General features: G+C 55.0%; 21 protein-coding genes and 1 riboswitch. Of the genes, 12 read left to right on the top strand and 9 right to left on the bottom strand.

Annotated features, from left to right (window positions below; translation table 11 throughout):
* Positions 1–138 precede the first annotated feature (138 nt).
* Complete coding sequence (locus tag GN112_RS18835) at positions 139–987, top strand: DUF4405 domain-containing protein (protein WP_231717065.1); 849 nt, start codon at positions 139–141, stop codon at positions 985–987.
* 43 nt (positions 988–1030) lie between these two features.
* Here the strand turns inward: GN112_RS18835 and GN112_RS18840 are convergent, their stop codons facing one another.
* The 4 genes from GN112_RS18840 to GN112_RS33645 all read right to left on the bottom strand — a co-directional run bounded on the left by GN112_RS18840 (position 1031) and on the right by GN112_RS33645 (position 6504).
* Entirely contained in the window at positions 1031–1270 is a 240-nt protein-coding gene (locus GN112_RS18840; protein ID WP_155311633.1) for an acyl carrier protein, read from the bottom strand.
* Between the two features lie 67 nt (positions 1271–1337).
* The gene (locus GN112_RS18845) at positions 1338–4031 is read right to left on the bottom strand and encodes a bifunctional acetate--CoA ligase family protein/GNAT family N-acetyltransferase (protein ID WP_155311634.1); all 2694 of its coding nucleotides are present in this window, start codon (positions 4029–4031) and stop codon (positions 1338–1340) included.
* 384 nt (positions 4032–4415) lie between these two features.
* Positions 4416–6134, bottom strand: a complete 1719-nt coding sequence (locus GN112_RS18850) for an AMP-binding protein (RefSeq protein ID WP_162459007.1) — start codon at positions 6132–6134, stop codon at positions 4416–4418.
* Positions 6135–6168: 34 nt separating this feature from the next.
* Positions 6169–6504 carry a hypothetical protein gene (locus GN112_RS33645; protein ID WP_162459008.1) on the bottom strand — a complete coding sequence of 112 codons (336 nt, stop codon included), beginning with the start codon at positions 6502–6504 and terminating at the stop codon, positions 6169–6171.
* A gap of 56 nt (positions 6505–6560) precedes the next feature.
* On the opposite strand from GN112_RS33645, the gene GN112_RS18855 reads away from it, so the two are divergent.
* The 6 genes from GN112_RS18855 to GN112_RS18880 all read left to right on the top strand — a co-directional run bounded on the left by GN112_RS18855 (position 6561) and on the right by GN112_RS18880 (position 12097).
* On the top strand, positions 6561–6962 hold the full coding sequence (locus GN112_RS18855) for a hypothetical protein (protein WP_197743350.1): 402 nt from the start codon (positions 6561–6563) through the stop codon (positions 6960–6962).
* A 153-nt stretch (positions 6963–7115) separates the two neighbouring features.
* Positions 7116–7622: a hypothetical protein gene (locus tag GN112_RS18860; RefSeq protein ID WP_155311636.1), complete on the top strand. Its 507-nt coding sequence runs from the start codon at positions 7116–7118 to the stop codon at positions 7620–7622.
* Between the two features lie 201 nt (positions 7623–7823).
* Positions 7824–8360, top strand: a complete 537-nt coding sequence (locus GN112_RS18865; protein WP_155311637.1) for a carboxymuconolactone decarboxylase family protein — start codon at positions 7824–7826, stop codon at positions 8358–8360.
* 186 nt (positions 8361–8546) lie between these two features.
* Positions 8547–9479, top strand: a complete 933-nt coding sequence (locus GN112_RS18870; RefSeq protein WP_155311638.1) for a hypothetical protein — start codon at positions 8547–8549, stop codon at positions 9477–9479.
* Between the two features lie 33 nt (positions 9480–9512).
* Complete coding sequence (locus tag GN112_RS18875; RefSeq protein ID WP_155311639.1) at positions 9513–9881, top strand: CGGC domain-containing protein; 369 nt, start codon at positions 9513–9515, stop codon at positions 9879–9881.
* Between the two features lie 437 nt (positions 9882–10318).
* Positions 10319–12097: a GGDEF domain-containing protein gene (locus tag GN112_RS18880; protein WP_155311640.1), complete on the top strand. Its 1779-nt coding sequence runs from the start codon at positions 10319–10321 to the stop codon at positions 12095–12097.
* A gap of 95 nt (positions 12098–12192) precedes the next feature.
* Here the strand turns inward: GN112_RS18880 and phnX are convergent, their stop codons facing one another.
* Complete coding sequence (gene phnX / locus GN112_RS18885; protein WP_155311641.1) at positions 12193–13074, bottom strand: phosphonoacetaldehyde hydrolase; 882 nt, start codon at positions 13072–13074, stop codon at positions 12193–12195.
* Between the two features lie 499 nt (positions 13075–13573).
* On the opposite strand from phnX, the gene GN112_RS18890 reads away from it, so the two are divergent.
* Entirely contained in the window at positions 13574–13780 is a 207-nt protein-coding gene (locus GN112_RS18890) for a dodecin family protein (protein WP_155311642.1), read from the top strand.
* Between the two features lie 37 nt (positions 13781–13817).
* Here the strand turns inward: GN112_RS18890 and GN112_RS18895 are convergent, their stop codons facing one another.
* Positions 13818–14756: a nickel/cobalt transporter gene (locus GN112_RS18895; RefSeq protein WP_155311643.1), complete on the bottom strand. Its 939-nt coding sequence runs from the start codon at positions 14754–14756 to the stop codon at positions 13818–13820.
* Complete coding sequence (locus GN112_RS18900) at positions 14753–15460, bottom strand: DUF1007 family protein (RefSeq protein ID WP_162459010.1); 708 nt, start codon at positions 15458–15460, stop codon at positions 14753–14755. Before GN112_RS18900 ends, GN112_RS18895 begins: the two co-directional genes overlap by 4 nt.
* 282 nt (positions 15461–15742) lie before the next feature.
* On the opposite strand from GN112_RS18900, the gene GN112_RS18905 reads away from it, so the two are divergent.
* From GN112_RS18905 to GN112_RS18920, 4 genes are read left to right on the top strand one after another with little or no spacing between them, the layout of a single operon-like run.
* Positions 15743–16741, top strand: coding sequence for a metal ABC transporter solute-binding protein, Zn/Mn family (locus GN112_RS18905; protein ID WP_155311645.1), 999 nt, complete (start codon positions 15743–15745; stop codon positions 16739–16741).
* Between the two features lie 10 nt (positions 16742–16751).
* Entirely contained in the window at positions 16752–17582 is an 831-nt protein-coding gene (locus tag GN112_RS18910; protein WP_269434931.1) for a metal ABC transporter ATP-binding protein, read from the top strand.
* Positions 17583–17587: 5 nt separating this feature from the next.
* Positions 17588–19027: a metal ABC transporter permease gene (locus GN112_RS18915; protein ID WP_197743351.1), complete on the top strand. Its 1440-nt coding sequence runs from the start codon at positions 17588–17590 to the stop codon at positions 19025–19027.
* A gap of 2 nt (positions 19028–19029) precedes the next feature.
* The gene (locus GN112_RS18920; protein ID WP_155311646.1) at positions 19030–20328 is read left to right on the top strand and encodes a metal ABC transporter permease; all 1299 of its coding nucleotides are present in this window, start codon (positions 19030–19032) and stop codon (positions 20326–20328) included.
* Between the two features lie 66 nt (positions 20329–20394).
* Here GN112_RS18920 and GN112_RS18925 read toward each other — a convergent pair whose 3' ends face one another.
* Positions 20395–21825, bottom strand: a complete 1431-nt coding sequence (locus GN112_RS18925) for an IS630 family transposase (protein ID WP_155311647.1) — start codon at positions 21823–21825, stop codon at positions 20395–20397.
* Complete coding sequence (locus GN112_RS18930; RefSeq protein ID WP_155311648.1) at positions 21765–22550, bottom strand: COG3415 family protein; 786 nt, start codon at positions 22548–22550, stop codon at positions 21765–21767. Before GN112_RS18930 ends, GN112_RS18925 begins: the two co-directional genes overlap by 61 nt.
* A gap of 339 nt (positions 22551–22889) precedes the next feature.
* Positions 22890–23098, top strand: a riboswitch (cobalamin riboswitch).
* Positions 23099–23235: the final 137 nt, after the last annotated feature.

The raw sequence follows: 23235 nt of genomic DNA on the forward strand, positions 1-23235 counted from the left end.
TCAGTCAACCATTCATTCAAAAACAACGGAGGAAGCCAGAGCACCAGAGGTTGTAACGAAACCGGGTTACCGGTCTCCTAATGACCGGTAACCCGGTCATTTTTGCAAATGCGGACAATCTGAAAAATGGAGCATTTTATGAATATGCGAAAAATTACTTCCCTGACGGCCACCCTGTCTTTTATTGTCGTGGTGGTAACCAGCATCATTCTCTACATCGTCCCCCAGGGACGGGTGGCCTACTGGGCGGACTGGCGCCTGTGGGGCCTGAGCAAGGAGCAGTGGGGAGAAATTCACATCAACGTCGGCCTGCTTTTTCTGCTGGCCCTGATTCTGCACATTTACTACAACTGGAAGCCGCTGATGGCGTACTTGAAGGACAAGCGCCGGCAGATGAAGATCTTCACGCCCGCCTTCAATGTTGCCCTGGCGATCTGCGCGGTGACCGTGGCCGGTACGCTTTTCATGGTGCCGCCCTTTTCCTGGGTGCTGAACCTGAACGGCGCGTTCAAGGACGCGGGAGCAGAAAAATACGGCGAGCCGCCTTACGGTCATGCCGAGCTGTCGACAATACAATCCTTTGCGAAGAAAGTGGAACTCGATCCCCAGACGGCCCTGCAGCGTCTGCAGGCCGCCGGGTACCAGGTGACCGATGGCAGCGAAACCCTGCTGGAGCTGGCCACACGCAATCAAACCACCCCCAAGGCGTTGTACGCGGCGATGCGCCCTGACGACGAACCCGTGCCGGCCGAGGGTAAAGGGATGCCCGATTCGCCGCCGCCGGGTACCGGCCGCTTGAGCCTGGCCGACATCTGCAGCACCTATGGCCTTGACCCCCAGGCGATTCTGGCGGCACTGAAAACCAAAAATATTTCTGCCGATGCCTCGGAATCCCTGCGCGACATCGCCAAACGCTACGGCATGGGGCCGGTGGATTTGTACGAGATGGTCCGGTCGGCCGCCGGCAATCTTGCAACGGCGGGGTAGATGGTCATGCCCACCACCGAATGCCGCTGTCATGCCGCGAACCCTAAGCCCTGTTGAGGTAACTGCGGCAACCCGCCAGGCTGGCCAGCCGGGGATAATCCATCTCCGATATCTTAAGGCCGGTTTGACTTTCCAGTTTGAGAATGAAACTGAGAAAATCGACAGAGTCGAACTCGAATTGATCCCTAAACGGCAGATTGGCCACGATCCCGCCCAGAGGAGCCTCGGGCGCCACCTGCCCCAACATTTCCAACACGATGCGGTCGATCTCTTCTTCTTGCATGATCGTTCCTCTACTTTCAATATGGTGTGGATGCCGGATCAAGTCCGGCATGACGCCACTGGCTGTTTTACAATTGCAGTGACACCTCCGTCACCCCCGGATCATTCGGCACATGGCGGCGCTTGAACCCCAATGCCTTGCACAGGGCCAGCATGGGGCGGTTGTCATTGAGCACTTCGCCGAAAAGCTGGCGGATGCCCCGGCTGCGCGCGTAGTCGATGATGCGCCGCATGAGCATGGGCCCCAGGCCGAGACCGGTTTTGCTTCTGTCCAGCAGAATCGCGAACTCGGCCTTCTCCCTGTCCGGATCGGCACTGAAGCGCACCACGCCAAAGAAATCCGCGTCCTGGTTGCCGTTGCCGTCGGTCAGCACCAGGGCCATTTCACGGTCGTAGTCGATCTGGGTCAGTCGAACGACCAAGGTTTTGGGCATCATTTTCATGGGATGCAGAAAGCGCAGGCGGATATCCTCGGGAGTCAGGTTGTTAAAAAGCCGCTGGAAGGCCGGCTCGTCCTCCGGCCTGATGGGCCGCAGGCGCAGGGTCTGGCCGCCCGGCAGGTGGATCATCTGCTCCAGTTCCGTCGGGTAGGGACAGATCGCCAGGCGGCGACCGGCCGGTCCGTCGGCTGGTGCCACCCGCAGGCGCGCATCCAGGGCCAGCACCTCGTGGGGGTCGCCCAAAAGCGGGTTGATGTCCAGTTCCACAATCTCGGCAAAGTCGCAGATCAGTTGGGAGACCTTGACCAGGGTGACGGCGATATCCGCCCGGTTGGCCCCGGGAACGCCCCGGTAGCCGGCCAGCAGACGTGAAATACGGGTGCCGGCAATCATCTCATGGGCCAGGCGCATGTTCAGCGGCGGCAGGGCCAGACAGCGGTCCAGGATGATTTCCGTGGCCGTGCCGCCGTGCCCGAAGAGCAGCACCGGCCCGAACTGGTCATCGACGTGCATTCCCACGATCAGCTCATGGGCATGGGGTTTCTGGATCATGGGCTGGACGCAGAATTGAAGGGCGCTGACGTCATCGAGGGCCTGCTTGAAGTGCTCACGCATGCAGATTGCCCGGTCGCGCACGGCATCGGGCGTCTCCAGGTTGAGGACCACTCCCCCGGCATCCGATTTGTGCAGGATCATGCCGTGCTGAATTTTGAGCACCACCGGCCCCTCGATGGTGGATGCAATTTGAGCGGCGGCCTCGGGGTTTTCTGCAGTTATCGTCTCCACCACCGGAATGCCGTAGGCCGCCAGAACCGATTTGGCCTCGGTTTCCAGCAGCCAGGACCGCCCTTCGGCCAGGACCATGTCAATGATTTTCCGTACCGCTTGCCGATTGGGAGTAAAGTTCTCCGGAATATCCGGCGGCACCTCCATGAGCATGGCCTGGCTGTGTCGGTAGCGCACCATCTGCATGAACCCCCGCACCGCCTTGGTGGGGGATTCGTAGCTGGGAATGCCTTGCTCGTGAAACATCTGCCGGGCCGCTTCGGCCGGCCCCTCGCCGAGCCAGCAGCTAAGCAGGCCAGAGCGGCGGGCGTGTGATGATCGCTGGGTGAACGTTTCCAGAACGGCCTGGGCCGCGTCCATGCTGGATCCGATGGCTGTCGGACAGTTCATTACCAGCACGGCGTCGACACCCGGATCCTCGATGATCGCCCCTAGGGCGTCGGCATAGCGCTGGGGCGGGGCATCGCCAATGATATCCACGGGGTTGCCGTGGGACCAGGTGGGCGGCAGGACTGCGTTGAGGCGATCCATGGTGGTCTCGGACAGTTGGGCAAGCGTCCCTTTTTTATACATCAGTGTGTCGGTGGCCATGACACCGATTCCTCCGCCATTGGTCAGCAGGGCCAGCCGATCCCCGGTTACCGGTTGCAGTTGTCCCAGGGTGGAAACCGCATCGAACAGGGCTTCCAGATCGTTCACCCGCAGAATGCCGGCCCGTTTGAAGGCCGCCTCGTAAACAGCGTCGCTGCCGGCCATGGCACCAGTATGGGAGCTGGCTGCCGCCGCGCTTGATTCATACCGGCCCGCTTTGACAACGATGACCGGTTTGACGCGGGCCGCTGCGCGGGCTGCCGACATGAATTTGCGGGCATGGGTAATGGATTCGATATAGAGCAAGATGGCACGGGTATGGCTGTCGGTGCTGAGGTAGTCCAGCATGTCTCCGAAATCGACATCCGCCATGTCGCCCAGGGAAACCAGGTGGGAAAAACCGATGCGGCGGTGGGTGGCCCAATCGACCACCGTCGAGAGCAGGGCACCGGACTGGGCCACGAAGGCCAGTTGGCCGGGAAGGGGCTGCATATGGATAAAACTGGCGTTGAGATCGATCCGCGGCAGCATCAGGCCGAAGCAGTTCGGACCGACGATGCGCAGCAGATGGGGGCGCGCCGCTTCCAGCATGGCCTTGCACAGCGCCTGGCCCCGGGCGCTGCCGCCTTCGCCGAAGCCGGCAGTAATCACCACTGCCGCTTTGGTTCCCCGGGCACCGAGCTGATCGATGATTTCCGGCACCAAATCCGGCGGCGTGGCGATCACGGCCAGGTCGGGTGGATTGGGCAGGCTGGCGATGTCCGCATGGCAGGCATGGCCGTCGATCTCGGTTCGCCGGGGATTGACCAGGTAGATCGATCCCTGGAAACCGGCGGCGAAAAGGTTGCGCGTGGCCACCGCGCCGACGGTATGCGGTTTGATGCTGGCTCCCACCAGGGCGACCGAGGCGGGATTGAAAAGCGACTTGAGGTTGCGTACGCTCATGGGCATCTCCCTGTCGTTCGTTATATTGGAAGGCTATCGGTCTTCCGGGATGACGGCCGTTTGGGCGAGTTGTTCCGTGCCATGCCGCGATACGACAGGCATCCAACGGTGTCAGCTTTTTCCCCAATTGTTGAGCAAACCGCATGCCACGCGCATGAATCGGAATCAGAAGAGAATACGGATGGTTAATAAAATGGTGCAGATGGCGCCAGCGCGGCCCCTGTAAAAAAATCCGGCAGGGTGTAAAGATGATGGAGAGGGTCTGGTACGGGCAGGATCGGTTTCCACGGAAAACCGGGGCTGGGCAGGCCATTCGGAGTTGCCGACGCGGTCCGTGCCGGCGAAAAGAAAAAACCGGAAGAAGAAAACCATTCTACCGGAGTGTCATGGGCGCCCCTTGGCGAGTTCGCGGCGCAGAATTTTTCCGGCCTGATTTTTGGGCATGGTTTCGATAAAGACGATTTCCCGGGGGGCCAGGGCCGGCCCCAGCCGCTTGCGAGCAAAGGCCATGATGCGTCCGCGCAAATTTTCATCGGCGGGAATGTCCGTAGCGAGACAGAGGTATGCCCTGACCCGTTGACCAAGGTGCATGTCAGGGACACCGACCACGCCGGCGTCACTGACGCCCGGATATTCAAGCAGAACGCTTTCCACCTCGAAGGGGCTGACCATGTGCCCGGCGGTTTTGATCATGTCGTCGGCGCGTCCCAAAAACCAAAACAGGCCCTCGACATCACACCGGACAAGATCGCCGCTCAGATACCATGGCCCTGCGAATCGCCGTCCGTACGCCCCCGTATCCCCGAGCAGGCGGCGAAACATGCTCGGCCAGCCGGCGGCCAGGGCCAGTTCACCGGTTTCGCCAATGCCGCAGATTTCGACGGTTGGGCCACCGGCAGCCGCCGGGCGCACGACCGCGGCTCGGATGCCCCTCACCGGCCGTCCCATGGCCCCGGGTCGAACCGGTTGGTCGGGATGGTTGGCGATCATAATCCCCCCGGTTTCACTTTGCCACCAGGTGTCCCGGATCGGTACACCCAGGGCGTCCTCACCCCATCGCACCGCCGTGGCATGCAGGGGTTCGCCGACGCTGAAAACATGCCGTAGGGCACCGAGATCGAATTCCCGGCAGGGTTTGGAGGGCAGGGTCATCAGGCGACGCAGGGCCGATGGCGCGGTATACCAGACCGTTATCCGTTCCTCGGCCAGAATGCGCAGCCAGCGCCGGACATCGAATTCGGCTTCGTCCACGATCGTCGTTATCCCGGCCATGAGCGGCACCAGGAATCCGTAAACCACGCCGGTGACCCATCCGGGATCTGCCGTGCACCAGTAGCGATCGTCCGGCTTCAGATCAAGGACGGTCCGGCCGGTCAGCAGCTGGTGCAACGCGGCGGCGTGAGCATGGACCACGCCCTTGGGCATGCCCGTGGTACCGCTGGTAAAATGGATCAGAGCCGGGGTTTCGGGATCGGTGGGCGATAGATGGAAATCCTCCGCAGCCGCGTCCATCAGGGCCGGCAGATGCATCACTCCCGGATCGGGTTTATCAGGGGGGTCAATGAGCAGAACGTGGCTCAGGTCCGGCAGGCGTGATCGCAACGCCTGGATTTTGGAATACTGGCGCCGAGTGGTGATCAACACGACTGCCTGACTGGCGACCAGCCGGTGCAGGATCGGTTCTGGGCCATAGGAGGCGTAAAGGGCCGTAAAAACGGCGCCGGCCTTCAGGGCGCCCAGAGCCGTCAGATAGAGTTCCGGCACCCGGCCGCAAAGGGTGGCCACGACCTGTCCCGGGCCGATACCCAGGTTCCTGAAAACATTGGCCGCCTGGTTGGTGAAACGCTCCAGATCGCTAAACGTCCAAGTTTGCCGGGGCGATTCGCCGGAGAGGCAGCACAGCGCCGGATGATCCTTGTGGGGACCGTTGGCGTGCCGGGTGACGGCCACATAGGCCATGTTCAGACCGCAACCCGGCGCCGCGCTTTCCAGTTCATTGCGAATGGATTGCCACTCGGCCCATCCGCTATTGACGTTTTCGTCGGTTGGAATCGGCTGGCCGTTCGGACCATCGTTGTTGCGGCGCTTAAAGCGGGTGATCATGAGTCCCTCCCCTACACCTTTTGGTTCTACCAACTCATTTTTGAGCAAGCCCCATGCCATGCTCATAAAAACAGAATTCAATGTTAATTGAAAAAGTTGCAAGAAGTTGGAGGCTGCGTGGTCCGGCAGGCTGTAAAAGTATCCGGCAGGTTGTAAACCCCCATCTTGCAACATTGGGGTAGAGGTGCTGATCGATTCCCATGTCATGCCGGGCTTGATCCGGCATCCAGTGCTTGTCTGGATTCCGGCGTTCGCCGGAATGACGACCAGCAACTAATGAGCGGATGCTAAAAATAACTTGATTTTTTATGGAAAATCGACTTGTGTGGTATAGACGTTCTTCGGATTGATTGGTGTCAAATCGCGGCAACTTGGATTGTGTTTAAATTTGGAGGAGATGGCAAAAACCAAAAAAGGTGTTTAACAATGTCCAAAAAAGAATGGGTATATGATCCTCAATCAGGAGGGGTAAAAATTCCAGATAAGATCAAACCAATTATCCGCGAACGTATCCTTTCTCATGCGAAGGAAAACTACTCTGGAAAATACAATCGAATTGACGTTAGGTTTCGCAGCAAGTTTTGCTACATTGACGCATATATTGAGCCGTATGTATCTCCGGATTACGATCCCGAACTTTTTGGCGGAAAATCACGCGAAGAAAGAACCGAAGAATTAAGAGAGTTTCCCACTCACCTCTGTCGACTCAGGTACTTCGGTGACGATAACAAGTGGACGATGACCTATTATTCGTATGGTCAAATGAACGATGAACCCTGTTATTTTGACAACGGGACATGGCACGGAACCCCCAGAAGAGGCATTTGATTCATCATCTATGTACTTGGATGGCTGATGAAGGTGTCGAACCATTTGTTTCACACTCGACCGGGAACCCGGGACGGCCTTTTTCCATAAGTCATATCGAGTTGAACGTGGTTAAAATAGACAGTTTCGTGGATGCTGGAAATCTTGCCATAAATGAAGAATCAAAAAATAATCGTAAACGATTTCATGCAAAAAAATTATGTTTATTATCTTACAGAGCCAGCCGGAAAGAACTTTCATTCAGATTTCGTTCCAGAATTAACACCAAAGCAAATGCTGAGAATGGGTGTTTTCGGTGGAAAATACATGACCGACGGTGTGAAAGAGTTTCCCAGAGATTGGTTCATCCAAGCAAAGCTATGTCCTGAACGCCATGATCCCAAAATGAACTACTTTGAAGTCAACGCTTCGCAACCATTGGCTATCTGGCGAGAAAAAGGGTGGATATATCATGAGGACCCCAGAGGATGGTTTCAATGGTATTGCAGGTATTTCATGGGAAGAAGATGTGCAGACGATGATCGTCAGATCAAAAGATGGAAATCCATGAAGAGACACATTGCTCAAATCAAGAAAAATTGTAAAAAAGGCGACCTGAATTGCCGACCAAAACAAAGGCAGGCATTGTTAAATTGGGCTTATGATAGTAGAAAAATTTGAAGCCGAACTGTGTCCCAACCGCTAAGAGCCTGTTTGAGAAGTCTGGATCAGGCTCGATAACAAGGCGGAAAGTGGCTCTAAAGCGGAGCATATAGGTAATATGTGAGCATTTTGAGACACTTTCCAACGCCGTTAGCGGGCCTTAGACGGATTTATCAAACAGGCTCTTAGTTGGGGATCACTTATTTCAGGAGTAAAGACATGGCACATATTAAGTTGCCGGAATTTTCCGACATGTCACCGAAAATTCAAAAGTTGGTAAAACCGAGATTAGAGAAAAATGGAACTCTCGACGAAACGACCAGACTTCTTTCTCTACGCGAGGATATTTTTTTGGCTACAAATAATATGGTCATTAACTTCTTAATCACCAAAACAGAACTACCCTATTCCACCAAAGAACGTATTGCAGTGCTTGTTTCAATGGAAAACGGCTGCAAAATCTGTGTGAACGCGCATAAGACACTCGCCAAAAGACTCGGCATGAGTGATAAACAGGTTGAACAGATTTTGGGTGGTATAGATACAATTGAATGTGGTGAAGGGGAAAAACTTCTACTGAAATTTTGTCTGCGAGCCTCCCGGAAAGATTCTTACAAAATTCTAAAATCAGATATCGATGAAGTAAAAAACATGGGATACAGTGATACACAAATTTTTGAGGCCGTCGCTATAACAGGCTATTTTAACTATATTAATACAATAACCAACGTTTTTGGTCTGGAAGATGAAGCATAACAGCAATAAGGCGATTGGCGGAAAAGAATATACCAGGATGCGCAGGCTTTTCATTCGTATTCAAGGCGGGCTTTTTTACGCATAGTGGGGCTATGTGTAGAAACGCCCAACGAAGAAGACGGATGGAAAGACAAGCAGGCGGGTATATTCTTTGACAGAAATCGCCGAAAAAGAGAGATGCCGAAAATGGAAGTGCTGAAAACAAAATATGGAGAAATATCTGGTTATCAGGATTTGGAAAAACATGCCTCCGGGAATCCCGCATCCCTGATCTTTACTGAACGATTTGAAATTGAAACACCAGTCGGGGTTGTTGTTCCCCAATATTCAGTGGACGATCATGGTAGAAAAATATTAAAGCCGGTTTACTTTTACGATAATGGAAATCTCAGAAAAGCACCCCTTCAGGATGCGGCCTACATCGAAACAAAATACGGAAAATTATCAGCAGAACTCGTCATGTTTTATAAAGATGGACTATTGAAAAAGCTTTTTCCCCTTAACGGCAAGTTAAGCGGTTACTGGGGAGAAAAAGACGAATATACCCTGTCTGAGAACCTTGAACTGAAGCTGCCCTGCGGTACAATTCGTGCTAAGGTGATCAATATCACTTTTTTTAAAAACGGTGATATTAAAAGCATCACCCTCTGGCCACAGGAAACGATTGAAGTAAAAACACCTGCCGGAATAATGCGTGTCAGAGTTGGAATTTCGTTTTATGAAGACGGTTCTGTCAAATCAGTTGAACCGGCCGAACCTTATGCTGTTGACACAAAGCTTGGGAAAATATTGGCCTATGACAATGATCCCGAAGGCATTATGGGGGACGTCAACTCTCTGACGTTTGACAGTGAAGGAAATGTTACATCACTGAGTACGACCCATAGTTCCATAACGGTTAAAACCGCTTCCGGGGAACAGGTAGTGTATTCCCCTTCGGAAAAAGAGAGTCTCTGTTCTGAAAATGTAGCAATAACCGTTCCTCTTCAAATTGATTTTCCTAACGGCAAGGCTCGTTTTAACAATAGTGCTTCCGCTGAGTACGATTTTTCGGAATGCTCATTTGAAGTCATCAAATATGAAAAAAAAGCAGCAGACCCCAGGTATGAGTGCAGGTAATTTTTATCAATCTTATAATTGCTGGAGGAAAAAATGGAGAAAATACTGATTATCGGTTGCAAACGGGCCATGGATGATGTTTGCATCGGCTGTTCCCGGTGCATGGTGGGCTTTAATCGCCGGGAAGGTGAATTCGAACGCTATGGTCAGGACGCGGAACTGACCGGCCTGCTCAACTGTGGCGACTGCCCGGGCGCGACCATTGTTACCCGCATGGCCCAGGTCAATCTGTGGAACAAGCCCATGAATGAAGCTCCGACCAAAGTGCATGTCGCCCCCTGTATCACCGACCACTGTCCATACAAGGAGACCCTGATCAATAAAATCAAGGCCAAGGCCGGTGTTGAGGTCATCGAAGGAGCGCACCCGTACAAACCAAGTGATATTTTTACACCAACTTGATTTGATCGATTGTCTGACCCCGCACTGCGGGGATAAAGGTCTCCAAACCATATGTGCCTGTGCACGGGGCGGCGGCGGGAAAACGCCGTCACCCCGTGGGCCCGCCGTTGATTGACAATCAATCTATGGAACCCACCAATTATTTTGTGAACGCTTCAGAATAGGTATTTAATTCCCATCCAATTCCAACGGTGTGGATGCCAGCCATTTCCACCACACACCAAAATGGTTTGACGGACCATTGTTTCCTTCCTGATGGCATCTGAAGTGAGCATCTTTCATTATAAAAAAAATTTGTTAGAATTCGATTAGACAGAAGAAAAAAGTGGCAATCAAAATAAAAATCTGGTTGTGATTTCGATTCTAAAGAAACGTTCTTGCGGGTTGTCCAACTACCGTTGGTTTACTACTTTCTCATTGTCGTGCGGAGCCTCTTAATGAAGAAATCGACTGAATCTGAATCGATGCAGATGCCTGACCGGCCGGACCATGCTTTTCAACCCATTGTCAATATTCACAGCGGCGTTTGCTACGGTTATGAGGCCACTATCATCAACGCGGACGCAAAATCCGTTGCCGGGCCATCTGGCCAGGACTGTCGGGATTCACTGTGCGCCCGGACCCACGGTGGCCTTTATCAACATGCGGTTACGAAATTCAACGCCATCCCATGGAATGCGCAGGCCTGCCTTTTTTTTAACATCGACAGCTGGTTGTATGATGAAACAAACGGCATGGACGGGTTGATCGATGCGCTGGCGAAAGAACCTCCCGGCAGTGCCGGCAAACGATGCCTGCAACTCTCGGCCCGGTTGATGACCAGCCCCTCCGGAAAACTCATCGAGCGCCTGAACCAGCTCCGGCGACAAGGGGTTCGCATTGCCGTTGATGGCTTCGGGGGCTCCGGGATGCGCCTGTTTTACGACCTGCGCCCGGATTACGTCAAACTCGACCCGTTTTTCATCGACCAGATGGACTGCAACCGGGAAAAGCGAATGATCGCGGCCTGTCTGGTCTCGGTCGCCCATCAACTGGGCAGCATGGTGATCGCCCAGCGGGTGGCCGACGAATCGGTATTCCACGAATGCCGCAATATCGGTTGCGACCTGGTCCAGGGGGATCTCATCCAGCCGTCGATGACGGATCCACAACGGCTGCGGAAGACCTACTCAGCGGTGCGGCAGTGGTGTGAGCATGACCGGCGCGGCAGCGGCCTGAAGGATCACTCACTGCTGCGGGCCGGTATCGAAACGATTCACCCGGTACGCTCGGATGCACCGATGACAGAAATTCTGGATGCATTCAAGAATCACATCACCCGAACATTTTTCCCGGTGGTCAATCCCTACAGTGAACCGGTGGGAATTATCCGCGAGACGTCCATCAAGGAATTCATCTATTCCCGGTATGGCCGTTTTGTTCTGGAGAATCAGGCCTTCAGCAGAAATATCGATGAGTTCATCACACGCATTCCACAGGTCGATGTCCGTATGCCCATCGATCATATCATGGATCTGTTCACCGGGAACGAACCCCTCGAAGGGGTTCTGGTGACCCGGGATATGGCTTATGTCGGTTTCCTGAATACCCAGTCCATGCTTAAAATCCTGAACGAAAAGAAGCTGGCCCTGGCCCGGGATCAGAACCCGCTCTCCAATCTTCCCGGTAATCACTGCATTGTTGAGTATGTCTCCCAGGCCCTGCAGGACACGGCCGCCAGCTACGCCCTGGTCTATTTCGATTTCGACAACTTCAAGGCATACAACGATCATTACGGGTTCCGCCAGGGAGACCGGGTGATCCTGCTGTTCGCCGACCTGCTTAAATCCCATATCCTCTGCCGCGACCGATTTGTGGGCCACGTCGGGGGGGATGATTTCTTCATGGGATTGAAAGACATCCCCCTCGGGGAGGTCGTTGACGAAGTGACGGCCATCGCAAGTCGGTTCCGAGACAATGTGCGGGGGTTTTACCGGCATACGGCCATCGAACGGGGATGCATCCAGGCCCTGGATCGAGAGGGCCAACTGAAATGCTTCCCCTTGATGACGGTCAGCAGCGTTATCCTCGATCTTCCGGCCGACGGGCAACGGATCTATTCTCCCGAAGAGATCGGCACCGTCATCGCCAAAATGAAAAAAACCGCCAAACAGTCAGCGGACAAGCTGTCGGTGGCGAGTCTGATGCCCCGATGGGACTCAGAAGCTGTCAGCTGACCGGCAGGACACCCGCAACGGAAATGCCAGAGGGAGCTGTGGGCGAAGCGGTTGCTGTCCCCTTCACTCAAGGTCGTTGACGGCTGGGTCGGTTATTATCCGGCAACCGCCTGCATGCATTCCTGCACGGGGGATAACTCCATCATGGGGTGTTCGCCACGGGCCAACCGCCTGCCGATGTCCTCAACCACCGCCGTGCACTCCCAGATGCCCCGAACCACATAATGGGCACCCGCCTGACGGTACCGGGCTTCGATGACAGCCAGGCGCCGCTCCATTTCTGACGGCGGAACAGCGGCCACAAGATCGGCGGGCAGGCCCAGCTCGTTGCCCGACTGGGTCAGGCCGATGGTCCACATGCCGGCATTGAGGCCTTCCTCGATATCACTGACGGTGTCGCCGATCTTTATCATGGCGGCCATGGGATAGATCTGCAGCCGGATGGCGTTCTGATAGCACATCCAGGGATAGGGCCGTCCCGCAGGCACATCGGACGCGCACACCATGCAGTCGGGCGTGTAGCCCTGCCTGGCGGCCTGATCGGTCAGCACTTGCATCATCGGTGCGGTGTAACCGGTGCAGGAGCCGATGAGGATGCCCTGCTCACGCATGGCGGCCACAAAAGGCAGCAGGCCATCGATGAGCGCAGCATGATCGGCGATGGTGTCGACCATCATCGGTTCGGTGCGCACGTACAGCAAATCCACATCACTTTCATCAGGCATGCGACCGTATTGTTCCTGCCATTGGGTGACGACTCCCGGCAGCCTACACATGCGCCGGATGTGCTCTTTTTTTGCCAGCCCCATGAACTGCCGGGCTTCAGTGACCGAAACATGGATGTCGAAGGCGTCAAAGACATGCACAAATACGGCGGCCATCCCCATGCAGCCGTAATCGACGGCGGTTCCGGCCCAGTCCAGCACGACGGCCCGGACCGGCCCGCTATAGGTGGAAGTAAGGTTGGATGCGTTCATACGGGTTTTTCCTTTTAGATAAAAATAACTGCCGGTACGGTGGCCATGGAATTGACAAAAAAGAGTCTAAATATATTGAGAATAGGCGCTATGCATTGAGAGACGATTAGGAAATCATTAAATTTCGATTAACCGAATTTAGCCGAAATCAGCCAAAGCAAAATTTGGTGGTCTCGTAAAAATTTGGTTGATGTGACTGACCCGCCCCAAAAAGGCCAAAGGATTGGTACGCATTCACAGGGTTAAAATGGGCAATGGGTCGCATCCTCCTGTTCGGTAAGCGTTTTACAGGGGGCCGCAGATGTGCGGCGCCGGGCATGAAGACGTATTGGTCATACTTCAAATGCCCGGCAACAAAGCAGATGCGGTGCCCTGTGAACGCTTACAAAGATTGACACGGGAAGGTGGTGCAGGGTATTCTCAATTCATGTTTTGAATTTAATTCTGTTGTGAGTAGCGGTTATTCAACTGTCCACTGAGAAACAGGAAGGAGAGCCCTATGAGCGAAAGCGTTTACAAACTCATCGGATTGGTGGGAACAAGTCCGGCATCTTGGGAAATTGCAGCGGACAATGCTGTGGAAATCGCATCAACGTCTTTGAAGGATCTTAGAGTGGCAGAAATTGCCAAATTGGATATGACGGTGGAAAATGGCAAGGTTACCGACTTCCGCACGCGGCTAAAGTTATCACTCAAAACAGATTGATGAATTTTACGACAAACGGGTGACCATCAATTCGTAATCAATTAACACTGCCGATAAAAAGTACCATGCCAAGGATCGTGATACCGGCCGCGCCGCCCAAGGCGAGAATCGCATATGCCAAACTGAACAGGCGCCGGTTGCCTTCCACCAGTCCCAGAAAGCGTTGCTTGAGAACGATGGTCAATACGGCAAAGACGCCGGTGGTGAGGGACATTCCGGCGGCGATGCATATCATGGCGCCCAAACCGGCGGGCAGAATCCCCAGGGTGAGTGAGAAGAGCAGAATCATCGCCGCCCCCGGGCAGGGAACGATGCCCACGGCCAAAGCCGCAACCAGGAGGCTTCGGGTATCCGATGCGCCCGGGCAGCTCTGGGGGACGGGAACCGTTTTGGTCCGCAACTGCAAAAGCGTGTGCCCGGCCAGAAATATCCCCAGCCCGACGAGCAGCCCATAGCTGACCCTTTCCAATACCACGCCGGCATTCTCCAGGGTCATGGCACCGGATGTTTTCAGGACCGTTGCGCCCACAAGAATCAGCACTGTGCCGGACAGCACATGGACGAGCATGGTCAGACAGCCGAGCGCCAGCCCCCGTTTGATGGTGCCGGGACGGTTGAGAAAATAGGCACAGGCGTAAACCTTGCCGTGGCCCGGTCCCAAAGCGTGAACCATGCCATAAAGCAGGGAGAAGAGCATGAACATCCGAAACGCATGGCCGAATGGATCTTGCTGGATATCCCCGGCCAACCGGACCATGTTCTGTCGGATGGCGAACTGGACCGTGACGATCTTCTGCATGGCCGGCTGAAAAAGCGCCGGATAGCCAACTGCCGGCTTGCTTTCGGTTGTGCCGTTGGTCCGCTTCGAGGAGATAAAAGGATTGCGGGCCGCCTGGCTTGACGCGCCATAACCCCATGGCATGACCGCCACGACCGCCACCATCAGCATCAGAAAGGCGATACGACGCATCCTCATTTGGGTTCGAAGGTCATGACAACGGCTTGGGGAATGATTTGGTCGTGGAAATAGGCCATGTCGACGGCGTCCTCCACCCGGGTATCGATCCGGAAACCTTGCGGATCACCCGTGACTTGAATGTCTCCATTGAACTTTGAAATGCCCACGGCCTCGGCAAAGCGCTGATAATCCCCGGGCCGCGCCGGGGCCTCCCGATTGGCGAACATCGGATCTTTCGACGGATCGATGGCGGTCCGGTCCCCGGCGGAATAGGCCACATAAGTATAAAAAGAGTCGTCGTATACCGCAACCTTTACCTGCTGGCGCTTGCCCGGCTTGGCCGCCACCCGGCAGGGAACCAGAAAATCATAGACCAACCGGTTGTCCCGCACCTCGGCTGTAAAATCGGCAATCGTTTCGACCGCGACGCCCCGGCCATTGACACGCATGGCCGTGAAATAGTGATAGTCCCTGAGGCTCTCCACGGTTAATTGGCGCAGCGCCGTTTGTTCACCCATGGAAAGGAACGCGTTGTGATCCGTATCGACGACATCAAGGACGGCCACCGTGGTCATCGCGTCCAGCGTCCAGTGCTGGTGACAGCCAACCAATCCGGTCTTGTCCATGACAAAAGAGATCGTGCAATTCACAAAGGCGTGCGGGTGGGCCGCTGCCCGCCGCCCGCTGAAAACGCATAGAGCGACCAGTACGATCACTGTCATTGCCAGTCGACAACCTGTCCGGCCGGTTATTTTGGCTCTCATTCGCATGGGTTTCTTAATACCGAATCCTTGCGTAAATATAAATCCGATAATTGAATAAACGCATAATCATGGGTGTGTTTTTTTCCTAATGCGTGTTACTGTGAGCACTGATTCCGCACCTCAATGTCCTTTCAAAGAAGTATTTTTATCGATCAAATAACGTTTTTTGGTTGACCTAAATTATTCCAGGTTTAATTTTTTTAAAAAGTTTCTTGGCTACAAAAACAGAAGGGAGCCAACATGAAATGGGCAAAATGGCAAACGAGCAAAGTGATTCGAGGGCAATCGATGATTGTGGCTCTATTGACCGTCTTGTGCACGATTGCAAGCGCTTCGGCGGCTACCTTTGACGGCAAATACCCGATCCGCGTCGGCGCCACCGTGGGCATGGTGGCGGACATCGTTCGCGAGGTTGCCGGTGACCGGGCGGAAGTGACCAATATCATCGGTTCCGGCGTGGATCCGCATGTGTACAGCCCAACCCGCAGCGACGTGGCCGTACTGCTCAAATCGGATATCATCTTTTATTCCGGTTTGCTGCTTGAAGGGCAGATGTCCGACGTTTTGGTCAAGATATCCCGCAAACGACCGGTTTATGCCGTTACGGAATTATTGAAAGCGGACTACCTGCTTCAAGATAAGCAGACCGGACATCACGACCCCCATGTGTGGATGGATGTGGGCGGCTGGATCAAGGCCGTCGATGTGGTGGTCGAGGCCATGGCCGGATTCGATCCGCCCAATGCCGAGCTGTACCATCGGAACGCAAAAACCTACCAGGCACTCCTCCACCGCCTTGACGATTATGCCCGTCAGGCCATCGCCTCCATCCCCGAAAATCAGCGAGTTCTGGTTACCGCCCATGACGCCTTCAACTACATGGGCCGGGCTTACGGTATCGAAGTAAAGGGCATTCAAGGCATTTCCACCGAATCGGAGGCAGGGCTCAAGGATATCAACCGGCTGGTGGACCTGTTGGTAACCCGCCGCATCCCTGCCGTCTTCGTGGAGACCAGCGTGTCGGACAAGAACGTCAAGGCCCTTATCGAGGGGGCGGCTGCCCGCGGGCACCGGGTGACCATCGGTGGGAACCTGTTCTCCGATGCCATGGGCAGTCCCGGCACTTACGAAGGCAGTTATGTGGGAATGATCGACCATAACGCGACCCTCATCTCACGGGCCCTGGGCGGCCAGGCGCCGGCTGGTGGAATGCAGGGGAAACTGGCTGAAACCAAATAAAGGAATGGCTATGGCAACCCCCGAGAAACAATCCATCCAGATGCCCGCCGATGCCACCGTCGCTGAAGAGGCGCCGTTGTGGGTCAATGATCTCACCGTGGCCTACCATCGCAAGCCCGTGCTGTGGGACGTTGATCTGACCCTGCCCGAGGGCCGCCTGATTGCCGTGGTGGGACCCAACGGCGCCGGCAAGAGCACGTTCATCAAAGCCGTTCTGGGCCTGGTGCCCCGCGCTTCCGGGGCGGTGACCATTTACGGCGAGCCCTACGAGGCCCAGCGCCACCTGGTGGGCTACGTCCCCCAGCGCGAGAGCGTGGACTGGGACTTTCCGGTCAATGCCCTGGATGTGGTGGCCATGGGACTCTACCGCCGAATCGGCTGGCTGCGGCCGGTCAAACGGTCGCACCGCCAGATCGCCCTGGACGCCCTGGAAAAGGTGGGCATGGCCAACTACGCCAAACGCCAGATCAGCCAGCTTTCCGGGGGGCAGCAGCAACGGGTCTTCCTGGCCCGGGCCCTGGTTCAGGACGCCCAGCTGTACTTCATGGATGAACCCTTCGCCGGTGTGGACGTGGCCACGGAGCGGGCCATCATCGCCCTGCTCAAGGAACTCAAGGCAGCCGGCAAAACCTGCGTCGTGGTCCACCATGACCTGCAGACGGTCCCCACGTACTTCGATCACGTGGTGCTGTTGAACATGCGCCTGGTGGCCGCCGGACCGGTGGATCTGGTTTTCAACGAGGAGAATCTGAAAAAAACCTATGGCGGCCGGCTCACCTTGTTGAGTCAGGCACTGGATGAAGTGGCCAAAGGCCCCAACTTTCCATCGGCCAAAGGATAATCCCCATGAACCCAACCCGAAGAATGGCCGTTGCGATCTTTGTCATGGCACCTCTTCTTCTCTGTGCGGTAACAATGCCGGCAATGGCCCAGACCGCCGACGCCGGGAACCGACTGGATGACTTCTTGCGCGTGTTCACATTCCAGGATTACAATACTCGCGTGGTCGTGGTTGGAACGACCCTGCTGGGCCTGGCCGCCGGCTTGATCGGCACATTTCTGGTCCTGCTCCGGCGTGCCCTGCTCAGCGACACCCTCAGCCATGCCACCCTGCCGGGCATCGCGCTGGCCTTCATGGTCATGACCCTTATCACCGGCAATGGCAAACACCTGCCCGGGCTGATTGCCGGTGCAGCGGTTTTTGCCGTTATCGGTACCCTATCGGTGTTGGCCATCCAGCGATTTTCGAGGCTCAAGGACGATGCCGCCCTGGGCATTGTGCTGAGCGTCTATTTCGGACTCGGTATCGCCCTGATGGGAATGGCCACCCGCATGGATGCTGGCAACGCCGCCGGCCTTTCCTCGTTCATTTATGGCAAAACCGCATCCATGCTTTTCTCGGATGCCCTGTTGATTGCGGTCACCGCGTTCGTGGCGGCGCTGGCCTGTCTCCTCTTTTTCAAGGAATTCTCCCTGATCTGTTTCGACGCCGATTACGGCCGAACCCAGGGTTGGCCGGTGACCCGGCTGGATTTTCTCATGATGGCCCTGGTGGTCCTGGTGACAGTGATCGGACTGCAGGCCGTGGGCTTGATCCTGGTGGTGGCGCTGCTGATCATTCCGGCCGCATCGGCACGGTTCTGGACCCACCGGCTGCGCACGCTGCTTTGGCTTTCCGGTCTTTTTGGCGCGCTCAGCGGTTTTCTGGGATCGGGCATTTCGGCCTTGATGGCCAACCTGCCGGCCGGGGCGGTCATCGTTCTGGCCGCCTCCTTCTTTTTCCTGGTCAGTCTGTTTTTCGGATCCGCCCGGGGATTGTTGCGCTTGGGGATAGACCGGCAGCGCCTGCAACGCAAAATCATGAACGAGAATCTGCTCAGGGATCTTCATGAATGGGACGAGACCGCGGCCAATAACGAAAAACAGGCCCCGCGCGCCGGAATTCTCATGCGCAGGCGGGCCTGGACCTCACCCTCATTGAAGCGAACCCTGCGGCGCCTGAATCGCCAGGGGTTGATCCGTCAACCCAGCGACGGAACCATTCGCCTGACCGACACCGGCAGGGAAGCGGCCCAGGAAATCGTGCGCCGCCACCGATTGTGGGAAACCTACCTGATCACCCATGCCGACGTGGCACCGGGCATGGTCGATCTTTCCGCCGACCGGATCGAGCATGTTCTGGAACCGGAACTCATCAGTCGCCTGGAAACCCTTCTGGATGCCGGCAAGGGGCATGCCCCGCCTCCCAGCCCCCACAAACTGCCCCTTATCAAAGGAGTGCGTTGACCATGGAATGGACCTTTATCGACACATGGATTGTCGTGGTTGGCGCCCTGAGCGCCGCCGCCTGTGCCTTGTTGGGGAATTATCTGGTGCTGCGCCGCATGAGCATGATGGGCGATGCCATCAGCCACGCCGTTTTGCCGGGCCTGGCCATCGCCTTCCTGATTACCGGCAGCCGGGCAAGCCTGCCCATGCTGATGGGCGCCATTCTCATCGGTGTGGTGACCACCCTTCTGATCCAGGGCATCGATCGCCTCAGTGGCCTTGACCGCGGCGCATCCATGGGGGTGGTCTTCACCACCTTATTCGCCATCGGCCTGATTCTCATTCGTCAGGCGGCCGATCATGTGGATCTGGATCCGAGCTGCGTGTTATACGGCGCCATCGAATTGACTCCCCTGGATACGGTCCTGATCTTCGGCCAGGACATCCCCCAGGCCGCCGTCACCAGCGGGATCATGCTGGTCCTCAACCTGATCTTCGTTATCGTCTTTTTCAAGGAGCTGAGGATCACCGCCTTCGATCCGGCCTTGGCCACCACCATGGGCATCAACGCCAATATCATGCATTACGGCCTGATGACGCTGGTGGCGGCAACCACCATCGCAGCGTTCGAAAGCGTGGGCAGTATTCTGGTCATCGCCATGCTGATCGTTCCCGGTGCCGCGGCACACCTGATCACCGACCGGCTGGGCCGCGTGCTGGCCATCAGCGTATTGTTCGCGGCGGCCTCGGCCGTGCTGGGGCATATGGGCGCCATTACCGTTCCACGGTTGTTCGGGTTCCAGGACACCAGCACGGCGGGCATGATGGCCCTGGCCACCGGCCTCCTGTTTCTCCTGGTTTTTCTCTTTGCGCCGCGTTACGGCGTCATTGGCCGGGCGACCAACCAATTGCGCCTGGGCCTTGGAATCATCGGTGACGATACGCTGGGCTTTCTTTACCGCTATCACGAACTGGCTCCTGAAGGAGCGCCGCCGGTTCCCATCGCGGAAATCAAGAAAGCCCTCAAGGTGGGATCCACGATTCGTCTGATGATCTGGAAACTCAAACGCAAAAACCTGATTCTGACTGACGGTAACGGGTTGACGCTGACCGATGAAGGGATAACCGCCGGACAGGGATTGATCCGTTCGCATCGCCTGTGGGAGACCTACCTTTGTGATGTCATGGGCTGCTGTGACGCGGATGTCCACCGCCATGCCCATAAGTTCGAGCATGTCACCGATCCGGAGACGCAACAGCGGCTCAGTGAAATTACCGGCAATCCCGGTCGGGATCCCCACCGGCGGAAGATCCCCTAGTGCCGTGTCTCAAAAGTTCTGCGCTCAATTTTGGCAATTTTAGTTTCTGATTGAAGAATACCCAATCTATGCGGCCTTCGCCAGACGTGGATCGTTGCGGACAAGGGCTTCTGAAAAGAGGGCATACGCATTGCGCGCTTTTTTGAGCCGAATCGGACCGGTTTCCCTTTCGATGATATTACAGATGTACTCATCGCTTTGGGCTGCCAAGTCCAGTAGCTGAATCCAGTCTGAAACGGGTATCGCATTCAGGTAATTGTCGGCGATGTTGCTCATAAGCAATAGCTGGCTCGTCAAAAACTTGGAATCCATTTGATCTGTCTTTATGTAAAGCAGTCTACAAAAGCGTCGGACAGCCTTGGCATAAAGGCCTTTTCCTGTATAGGACCATTTGAAGGGATGAGCAAAGAACTCATTCCAGGTATCGATGAAAGCGGCGATAGCTGCGCGTAATTGCTCAAGAGACTGAAACTGGTCGTATTTGAGGCACTTGCTTTTTAGAATGCCGAACCATATCTCGACCATGTTCAGCCAAGAAGCATGAAAGGGAATAAAGTGAACAACAATGCGCTTATTCTCAGATTGCAGCCACTCACGTCGTTCAGCACCGCTTGTCAGGGGCGAATATTTAATGCCGCTAAGCTCGGCAACGGTTTGACAAAAATCAGCATGGTAATGGGGCGTCAAATTATCCATGATGTAATGGATTTGCGCATCGGGGGCATGGCTGTCAACATGGGATCTGAAGACATCGCATAGGGTATGACGATTATGGTTTTCGGTGCAACGGCCGTAGACCTCGCCTGTCGCCGGATTGAGAAAAGCAAGCAAGTCGCACACGCCGTTACGTTCGTAATCGAAGTCCTCCAAAACCGGCTGATTGCTGCCGACCGGCAGGTTCGGGGTAAGCCGTCTGAGTGCCTGGATGCTGGTACACTCATCAAAACAGTACAGATGCTCATTCGGGTTCCGGTAACAGCTGATGATATTCTCCATTTTTTGGAAAAAATCCGGATCACTGATTTGTAGGTAGTATTTGTGACGGTGAGGCTTTAGCGCATGTTCCAAAAGAATACGATGGATGGTCGAGCGGCTGATGGGCATGCCGATTAAGTCTGTATGTACTTTGAAATAACGCTGTGCATCGCGAAGAGACCACCGGTGAAGTCCGGGAAGAGGTGGCGCTTGTTGACAATAAACGGCAATGGTCATCAGACGTTTGTCTTTCGAGAAGGTGCGAGGCCGCCCGCAACGAGGATAGTCGGCCAGCGGTTCACCGTTTTTAACCCGGCATATCCATCTACGGACAGTCGAACGATGGGAGTCGGTGAAAACAGAAATAACACCAGGTGTGAATCCGCCCTTATACAGCGCCACAATGGCTGCCCGTTGTTCGACTCTTGCCGGAAGTGGCTTGGGCCATGTCAGGGTATTGTCTATTCGGAAGCACCAGCTTTGGAAGTTTTTTTTACTGCGGTAACCAACTCGGGCAAAGATCGTTTGATCTTGGACAGGCCCAGCTTGTCAAGATGATGGCGGACGGTGCGTGGCGAAATGGTTATCTGGCAACGCTCTTTTAATTGATCCGAGATCGAAAGGCCCGAGGTCGCACCGCCTGTGATGGCGTCGACGGCAAACTGCTGAATGAGTTCGGCTTTGATCTGAGGGCTCACCCGATAGTCTTGCTTTTGTCCTTTTCGCTGATCCACCAAGGAAAGCGCTCCTTTTTGCATCAGCTGTCGGGCAAGGGTCATCGTGCGAGGCCGCGTTAGCCCAATCGCCTCGGCAACTTGTTTACTGGTGAGCAAGCCGGAGTTGAGCATGGTCAAAAGCACAATTTTGCTCTGCAAAGTATCCTGCTTGTCAATTTTGAGTTGTCTATCAGGGGCGCCCAGATCGATGATGATGAACTGCTCTTGCTGTCTTACCGCAATAGGTGGCAACTGGTGACATATTGTGGCCAAAGGTTGGTATTGCCGCCGTCGCCGGTCTTGGAGGGCGGACAAACCATCGTTTATAATCGTCCTGATAGTGGACTTGACTGTCTCGGCCGGCATATCGAGCGTTTTTGCGATGTTTTGGCGGTTAAGGCCAAGCAGATACAGCGCAAAGCACAGCAGACGCCTGATGACATTGGCTCCCAATGCCTCCAGCGCCCGATCGATTCGTTCTCTTGAGAGCTTACCGGAGAAGGATAGATCCTGGCAATTTGTGATTCGCATGGCGTTCATCGTATTTGACCCACTTTTTTAGTGTGTATACCTTCATGTCAACAGATTTTGGTAAATAATAGCATAGTGATGGGTTAAATACAACCGGTTGTTAACGAATTTTATATTGCCATTTTATAGTACAGAACTTTTGAGACACGGCACTAGAGCCTTTCCCAAACGTTTGCCATTGTCCATGACGATCTGGCCGTCTTAGGCGATTTCTGTCAACAGCTGGTTACCGGATCATCGGCATTTAAAAGTCACCAGGGCTGACACGAACACACAGCACCCCGTTCTGGGGTGAATAATTGGCTTGACAGCTAAGGAGGTCTCCCATAATAGACTTTTTTTGAGCTAATGATCACAGGTGTCCAACGGACTTAATCGGGAATCCCGTGCAAATCGGGAGCGGACCCGCCGCTGTAACACACGCATTTTCAGGGTATCCTGAAAGGCATTCTTTTTGGCAACTCGTGCCACTGTTCACTGCTGTTTGAATGGGAAGGCCGCCAAAAAGCAAGTGAAGCCAGAAGACCTGCCTGTGATGGGTGTTGTAAAATCTCTCGGGACGTAGAGCATTTTGCGCAAACATTGCGATCACAGGGATAAAAAACGATATCCCCGTGCCCCTATGGGCACGGGGATATTTTTTTGCACGGGCACGGCAGGCGGACAATGGAAATCGATATTTCTT

Origin of the sequence: Desulfosarcina ovata subsp. ovata (assembly GCF_009689005.1) — a bacterium.
GTDB lineage: Bacteria > Desulfobacterota > Desulfobacteria > Desulfobacterales > Desulfosarcinaceae > Desulfosarcina > Desulfosarcina ovata.

Excerpts from the sequence above, each read along its gene's own strand:
- GN112_RS18835 (WP_231717065.1), top strand. The coding sequence starts at position 139 with ATGAATATGCGAAAAATTACTTCCCTGACGGCCACCCTGTCTTTTATT.
- GN112_RS18840 (WP_155311633.1), bottom strand. The coding sequence starts at position 1,270 with ATGCAAGAAGAAGAGATCGACCGCATCGTGTTGGAAATGTTGGGGCAG.
- GN112_RS18845 (WP_155311634.1), bottom strand. The coding sequence starts at position 4,031 with ATGAGCGTACGCAACCTCAAGTCGCTTTTCAATCCCGCCTCGGTCGCC.
- GN112_RS18850 (WP_162459007.1), bottom strand. The coding sequence starts at position 6,134 with ATGATCACCCGCTTTAAGCGCCGCAACAACGATGGTCCGAACGGCCAG.
- GN112_RS18855 (WP_197743350.1), top strand. The coding sequence starts at position 6,561 with ATGTCCAAAAAAGAATGGGTATATGATCCTCAATCAGGAGGGGTAAAA.
- GN112_RS18860 (WP_155311636.1), top strand. The coding sequence starts at position 7,116 with ATGAAGAATCAAAAAATAATCGTAAACGATTTCATGCAAAAAAATTAT.
- GN112_RS18865 (WP_155311637.1), top strand. The coding sequence starts at position 7,824 with ATGGCACATATTAAGTTGCCGGAATTTTCCGACATGTCACCGAAAATT.
- GN112_RS18870 (WP_155311638.1), top strand. The coding sequence starts at position 8,547 with ATGGAAGTGCTGAAAACAAAATATGGAGAAATATCTGGTTATCAGGAT.
- GN112_RS18875 (WP_155311639.1), top strand. The coding sequence starts at position 9,513 with ATGGAGAAAATACTGATTATCGGTTGCAAACGGGCCATGGATGATGTT.
- GN112_RS18880 (WP_155311640.1), top strand. The coding sequence starts at position 10,319 with ATGAAGAAATCGACTGAATCTGAATCGATGCAGATGCCTGACCGGCCG.
- phnX (WP_155311641.1), bottom strand. The coding sequence starts at position 13,074 with ATGAACGCATCCAACCTTACTTCCACCTATAGCGGGCCGGTCCGGGCC.
- GN112_RS18890 (WP_155311642.1), top strand. The coding sequence starts at position 13,574 with ATGAGCGAAAGCGTTTACAAACTCATCGGATTGGTGGGAACAAGTCCG.
- GN112_RS18895 (WP_155311643.1), bottom strand. The coding sequence starts at position 14,756 with ATGAGGATGCGTCGTATCGCCTTTCTGATGCTGATGGTGGCGGTCGTG.
- GN112_RS18900 (WP_162459010.1), bottom strand. The coding sequence starts at position 15,460 with ATGACAGTGATCGTACTGGTCGCTCTATGCGTTTTCAGCGGGCGGCGG.
- GN112_RS18905 (WP_155311645.1), top strand. The coding sequence starts at position 15,743 with ATGAAATGGGCAAAATGGCAAACGAGCAAAGTGATTCGAGGGCAATCG.
- GN112_RS18910 (WP_269434931.1), top strand. The coding sequence starts at position 16,752 with ATGGCAACCCCCGAGAAACAATCCATCCAGATGCCCGCCGATGCCACC.
- GN112_RS18915 (WP_197743351.1), top strand. The coding sequence starts at position 17,588 with ATGAACCCAACCCGAAGAATGGCCGTTGCGATCTTTGTCATGGCACCT.
- GN112_RS18920 (WP_155311646.1), top strand. The coding sequence starts at position 19,030 with ATGGAATGGACCTTTATCGACACATGGATTGTCGTGGTTGGCGCCCTG.
- GN112_RS18930 (WP_155311648.1), bottom strand. The coding sequence starts at position 22,550 with ATGCGAATCACAAATTGCCAGGATCTATCCTTCTCCGGTAAGCTCTCA.